We start from the raw sequence: 4,500 nt of genomic DNA, 5'->3' as shown, positions 1-4,500 counted from the left end.
CAAAAGATTGTCAGTCTTTGGCATCAAGCCTTGACGCGATCCGGTCTTGAAAACTGACCTGCCGCTTTGATTAAAGCCGTCCGCTGCTCTTTTGGGATATCAAATATTTGATCTGTGTCTGTATTTAATTGGGAGAGAATTGCAATGCAACGGTTAATTTCTTTGGATGTGATTGCTCCTTCATGTATTTGTTCTTCGTCCATCATCTTCTGAAATTGTTTTGCTATTGATTTTAAGAGCGCAAATATAGTTTTAAAATCTTTGTTGTGCTGTTTTTTCGAACACAGAGCAATTAGAAATTATTTTACAAAGACGCGCAAAGGAAACGCCGAGACACAAAGTTTAATTTTCATCCTTAAAGCGCAAGAAACGGATAGTATCATCTCATATTATTTTTTACCCTAAGGCAATTAGAAATTATTTCGCAGAGATTCGACAACTTTAATTTTTATTCTTAAAGTAAAAAAACTCTGAGTATCTTCGTAACTTCTTTGTGAAACTCTGTGTAAAATTATGTTCTTCCAGATAAAATCTTATTTAAAATTCCTTTGGCACTCTAAAAATGAGCATGCCGTACATTCCCCATTTGTGTTTAGTTTGATTACGAAATGTTTTTATGACAGCAAGCCAAAAACGGCATATTCCGTTTTAAGGGAATACAGGAATTCTCTTTTGCAAAATAAAAATACGATTGCCGTAACCGATTTTGGTGCCGGATCGAAAGTTTTCAAATCCGATGTGAGGGAAATAACCCGGATTGCCCAAACCGCCGGGATTTCTCCCAAAAGAGCCGAATTATTATTTCGAATCGTAAATTATTTCCGGCCAGAATACATATTAGAAATTGGGACTTCATTAGGACTGGCGACTTCTGCCTTGTCCTTGGGAAATCCGAACGCAAAAATCACCACCTTGGAAGGCTGCCCTGAAACGGCAAAAATTGCCCAAAATCAATTTAGACAATTTGGCTTAATTAATATAAATTCCGTTGTGGCCGAGTTTGAAAATTATTTGAAAGACCATCGACTTTCGACTTTCGACTTTAAGCTTGTTTACTTCGACGGCAACCATTCCAAAAAGGCCACACTGGAATATTTTGAGCTGCTGCTACCAACTGTTACCAACGAAACCGTCTGGATTTTCGATGACATCCATTGGTCGGCTGATATGGAACAGGCTTGGCAGCTGATAAAGAAACATCCAAAAGTTACCGTTACGATTGATATTTTCCAATGGGGAATTGTTTTCTTTAGGCACGAACAGGAAAAGGAGCACTTTATAATTCGGGCATAAAAAAAATGACCGTCATTGCTGACGGTCATTTCTAATTCAAACTATTTTATTCTTATTTTTTAGCTTCTTCCATTTCTTCAGATTTAGCTCCCATTCTGTTCAATGTGTACATTGGTGCGAATTTCAATTTCAATGCAGCAATCTTTCTGTTGTCTTCAGAAGACAATCCTTCTTTTTCAACAGTATTTTTTCTGCTGTCCAATGCTTCCCACATTAATTTGATTTCATCCCAGTCTTCACGAGAATATCTGTCTTTGTTGTTTTCTACAGTATGCACAAATTGTTGGTAAACGCCATGGATATTACCTGCATTAACCCAGTCAAAATTCATGTCCTCACCAATTTTCCCTTCACCAAACAATTCATTTCTCATTTGTTGTTTTGTGTCCGGTTGTGCAGCCGCCATTTCAGCTTCCATCGCAGCTTTTAATGCTGCATATTTTGCTTTACTTGCTTCAACTTTTTCTTTTGCTTTCTGATCTTCCTTTAAATCTGACAATGCTGTTTCAGCTTGGCTGTTTTTCAATTCATATGTAGCCTCGATTGATTGCCAGTTCGCCTTAGCATCTTCGGCCGGAACATTACTTACAGAATCCACATAAACAGTGTAAGTGTCTATAGTTTTTTCCGCTTCTTTTTCCTTTTCACCTTTACATGAAGTAAATCCTAAGGCAGTAACTGCCATTCCTAAAACAAAAATTCTATTTTTCATAATTATTGGTTTTATTATTATTGTTAAACAAATATACCAATGATTATGTTTTTCTCAAAATAAATGTGTGAATGTTGTAATAAATTAAATAAATTATGATATAATCATTTTTCGTATGTGAATTTTATAATAAACATATAAAATCTTATAACATCTAAACTTGAAGTTTGAAGTATAAAAAACGGGCTTAGCGCCAAAAATCACTTTATATGGATTAACAGTGGCCCAATCCCGCGATGAGAACACCTATATCTTGATTATTACTGTAACAAAAACGTTTTTCTATCAACTTATGTATAATTCAAAAGTCTTTTGTACTTTTAAAATCCAAAAACTATAATTCATCAATTGCAGATATCAATGTCAAATCCACTAATAAAAATTACCAATATCAAAAGAGATTTTGTCCTTGGAAACGAAGTCGTTTATGTTCTCAAAGGAATTGACTTAGAAATAAATAAAGGCGAGTACGTGGCCCTAATGGGGCCTTCCGGATCGGGAAAATCTACGCTGATGAATCTTTTGGGCTGTCTGGATACGCCAACATCCGGGACTTACATCCTTAACAATAAAGACGTAAGCAAGATGAAAGATGACGAATTAGCAGAAATCCGCAACAAAGAGATAGGGTTTGTTTTCCAGACTTTTAATTTGTTACCGAGAACCACTGCGCTTGATAATGTGGCTTTGCCCATGATATATGCCGGTTACTCAAAATCAGAAAGGAATGCTCGCGCCTCCGAAGTACTCGAACAGGTAAATCTTGCGGACCGGATGGATCACCAGCCCAACCAACTTTCCGGCGGACAGCGTCAACGTGTGGCCATCGCTAGAGCGTTGGTCAACAAGCCTTCCATTATTCTGGCAGACGAACCGACAGGAAATCTGGACAGTAAAACTTCCGAAGAAATCATGAAGCTTTTTAATGACATTCACGCCAAAGGCAATACAGTCATTCTGGTCACTCACGAGGAGGAAATCGCCGCTTATGCCCACAGAATAATCCGTCTGCGCGACGGTCTGGTCGAGAGCGACATTACCAAATAGCCTTATACTGCAAATAAAATTAACCGAGGCAAGGGAACCCAAAAATTAAATACCTGAAAATGAAAATCGCTTTACTGACCTGCGAAAAGCTTCCTGAATTAACCGAAGCGGATAAACTTTTAATTCCGGCATTAGCGAAATTCAACATTACGGCCACCGCCGTGATTTGGGACGACAAAAATGTGAACTGGAGCGAATTTGATTATTTGATTTTTCGCAATACCTGGGATTATTTCGAGAAAGAATCGGAATTCAACCTTTGGCTTGACCAAATCGAACAATTGGGAATCAAGACGCTCAATTCCATTGACATCATCAAAAGAAACAAACACAAGTTTTATTTGCGTGAAATGGAGAAGAAAGGCATAAAAATCCTTCCCACTATTTTCATAGATAAAACGGAGTTTCTTGACATCGATAAAACAATGCCTTCCCATTGGAAGAAAGCAGTCATAAAGCCAGCCTTTTCTGCAGGCTCCTATCAGACCGAAGTCTTTGAATTGAAAGAGCTACAAAAAATCAACACCGATTACAAAATCATAGCTTCCGAAAAGGAACTGCTGTTACAAGAGTTCATGCCCGAAATCCAAAGTCTGGGGGAAACAAGCTTTATCTTTTTCAACAAAAAATTCTCCCATGCCGTCAACAAGAAACCAGTTGATGGTGATTTCAGGATTCAAGTACAGTTTGGAGGCCAATATACGTTGACTCACCCCAATGCTGATCTGATTGAAAAAGCACAACAAATTGTCGATACTTTTACTGGAGAATTATTGTACGCCAGAGTGGACGGAATCATAATAGATGACGAGTTGAACCTAATGGAAGTGGAATGTATTGAGCCCGATTTGTATTTTAATTCAAGTGAAGGTTCGCTAGAACGATTTGTTAGGGCAATAGTGGATTTAATAAAGTAAATTTGTGCTTACACTGACAAACCCACAATTACACAAATAAACCTAGATGAAAGTATACACTAAAACTGGAGACAAAGGAACCACCTCGCTATTTGGTGGAACACGGGTCCCGAAAGACCATATTAGAATTGAGAGTTACGGAACTGTAGACGAACTAAATTCCTATATAGGACTTGTACGCGACCAGGAAATGAATCTCCATTATAAAGAAATCCTTGTCGAAATACAGGACCGACTATTTACAATTGGGGCCATACTTGCCACGCCGCCAGAAAAAGAAATGATGAAAAACGGGGAGCCCCGTTTAAAAAAACTGGGGATCGTAGAGAGCGATATCGAATTGTTGGAAAATGAAATCGACAGCATGGAGAGTGAACTTCCCCCTATGACCCATTTTGTATTGCCCGGCGGGCACACTACAGTGTCATATTGTCATATTGCCCGTTGCGTTTGTCGCCGTGCCGAGCGCTTGGCGGTCCATTTGGACCATAATGAGCCTGTCGCTGAAATCGCAATTAAGTACCTGAACCG

5 protein-coding genes and 1 pseudogene are annotated in these 4,500 nt (G+C 38.5%); 4 read left to right on the top strand and 2 right to left on the bottom strand.

Going from position 1 to position 4,500, the window contains the following annotated elements:
- Nucleotides 1-35 precede the first annotated feature (35 nt).
- Nucleotides 36-203 (bottom strand): annotated as a pseudogene (locus VIH09_RS05290) (oxidoreductase); the annotation flags it as partial.
- A 310-nt stretch (nt 204-513) separates the two neighbouring features.
- Between VIH09_RS05290 and VIH09_RS05285 the strand changes: the two are divergent.
- Nucleotides 514-1,293, top strand: a complete 780-nt coding sequence (locus VIH09_RS05285; protein ID WP_331578619.1) for a class I SAM-dependent methyltransferase — start codon at nt 514-516, stop codon at nt 1,291-1,293.
- Between the two features lie 52 nt (nt 1,294-1,345).
- Here the strand turns inward: VIH09_RS05285 and VIH09_RS05280 are convergent, their stop codons facing one another.
- Nucleotides 1,346-2,005: a hypothetical protein gene (locus tag VIH09_RS05280; RefSeq protein WP_331578617.1), complete on the bottom strand. Its 660-nt coding sequence runs from the start codon at nt 2,003-2,005 to the stop codon at nt 1,346-1,348.
- A gap of 360 nt (nt 2,006-2,365) precedes the next feature.
- On the opposite strand from VIH09_RS05280, the gene VIH09_RS05275 reads away from it, so the two are divergent.
- The 3 genes from VIH09_RS05275 to VIH09_RS05265 form a co-directional block, all read left to right on the top strand.
- Nucleotides 2,366-3,052: an ABC transporter ATP-binding protein gene (locus VIH09_RS05275; RefSeq protein ID WP_331578615.1), complete on the top strand. Its 687-nt coding sequence runs from the start codon at nt 2,366-2,368 to the stop codon at nt 3,050-3,052.
- A 59-nt stretch (nt 3,053-3,111) separates the two neighbouring features.
- Nucleotides 3,112-3,969 carry a hypothetical protein gene (locus VIH09_RS05270; protein WP_331578613.1) on the top strand — a complete coding sequence of 286 codons (858 nt, stop codon included), beginning with the start codon at nt 3,112-3,114 and terminating at the stop codon, nt 3,967-3,969.
- Between the two features lie 46 nt (nt 3,970-4,015).
- Nucleotides 4,016-4,500 (top strand): cob(I)yrinic acid a,c-diamide adenosyltransferase (locus VIH09_RS05265; RefSeq protein WP_331578611.1); only part of this gene is annotated, 485 nt, incomplete at its 3' end.

The sequence above is a fragment of the Flavobacterium sp. genome, from assembly GCF_036515215.1.
Taxonomy (GTDB): Bacteria; Bacteroidota; Bacteroidia; order Flavobacteriales; family Flavobacteriaceae; genus Flavobacterium.
Note: the sequence above shows the minus strand (reverse complement) of the source record. Positions and strands in the feature narration are given on the sequence as shown.

Coding starts and splice junctions, on each gene's coding strand:
- VIH09_RS05275 (WP_331578615.1), top strand. CDS start 2,366: ATGTCAAATCCACTAATAAAAATTACCAATATCAAAAGAGATTTTGTC.
- VIH09_RS05285 (WP_331578619.1), top strand. CDS start 514: ATGTTCTTCCAGATAAAATCTTATTTAAAATTCCTTTGGCACTCTAAA.
- VIH09_RS05270 (WP_331578613.1), top strand. CDS start 3,112: ATGAAAATCGCTTTACTGACCTGCGAAAAGCTTCCTGAATTAACCGAA.
- VIH09_RS05280 (WP_331578617.1), bottom strand. CDS start 2,005: ATGAAAAATAGAATTTTTGTTTTAGGAATGGCAGTTACTGCCTTAGGA.